The 1,134-nt window shown below is 60.1% G+C and carries 1 protein-coding gene; it reads right to left on the bottom strand.

Annotated elements, in window-relative coordinates; translation table 11 throughout:
* A partial coding sequence (locus SB822_RS54595) for an IS4 family transposase (RefSeq protein ID WP_410858785.1) occupies nucleotides 1-1,134 on the bottom strand: 1,134 nt, incomplete at both ends.

Here is a 1,134-nt window from a genome sequence, read left to right on the forward strand (position 1 = left end):
CCGGTCATGCTTGCGATTCAGATAGCCGCCAAGCATGCCTATCCACACGATGGTTTGCTGCAGCGTTGGGACCTGCTCTGGCAGTTGCGTGGTTGCGTGGGTATGGCAATAGAGCGCCTGCCATTCAACTGGTTGGAGCAGTACTTCGCAGCACAGTTGCGTGTCCGTTCGCGCAAGCAGTGTTGCATACAGGATGCGCCACGCGATGACGGCAAACAGAGCCGTCGCTCTCACAAACCGCTCGAGTGTGCCGAACTGGCGCGCCTCGATACGGCAGCCGCTTTTGAGCACACGGTGCCACGTCTCAATGGTCCAGCGTCTGGCGTACCAGGCCAGCCGTTCGAGAACTTCTTCAAGCGAGCTCGTGGGCACCGAACTCAGCAGCATCCATTCAAGCGGTTCAACGCCGCGCGCGGGATTATCCTCAATAGCATGAATGGCAAAGACGTCCACCTCAGGCAGGCTGCGGCGGCTCGCGCGCGCCCTTGGAGATTGCAGTCGCACGCTCGCACAACGCAACGTCAGTCGCGCTGTGCGCTGAGCAACCTTGCCTCGGGTTGGCACCCGCAGCTCAGTGTGGCCGCGGGGCGTGGTAGCCAGAACAGCTTCCCAAAGGTAGCCTTGCGGATGACGCGCTACACGGTTGTGTGTTGCGCGGATCAACCAGTCCACTCCGTCGGGGCGTTTGGCGGAAAACAGTTCGTAAAGGTCGCTCTCGCGGTCTCCAACACAGACGAACCGCGTCTGTGCACAACGTAATCTGAGTGCCGCGAGATGGTCAATTCCTTCAAGCCATTTGATGCTTTCTTTCTGTTCGATCGGGCGCGTGACTGCGGGGGCACTCTTGCCGAACACCGCTTCGGGGCGTACCCAGGTCTTCATGCCCAGCACGCCTAACGGCAAGCCCTCAGGCGTGACTGCCAGCAGGCTGTGCATCATGAAGCCCTGCTCATTGTTACCGGTGCCGCGACCCAGACCTTCCGTCGCGTGCAGATGCGACAGGTTGAACTCTGTTGTGTCCTGAACCGCCAGCACGATCGGCACCTGTCTCATGCGATCAAGTGTTTGCGCAATGTGGGGCGCGAGGATGCCGTTCGTGTCGACCTGCGTATTATCGAAGAAACGGTAGGCAGC

This window comes from Paraburkholderia sp. SIMBA_054 (assembly GCF_046534875.1).
Taxonomy (GTDB): Bacteria; Pseudomonadota; Gammaproteobacteria; order Burkholderiales; family Burkholderiaceae; genus Paraburkholderia; species Paraburkholderia hospita.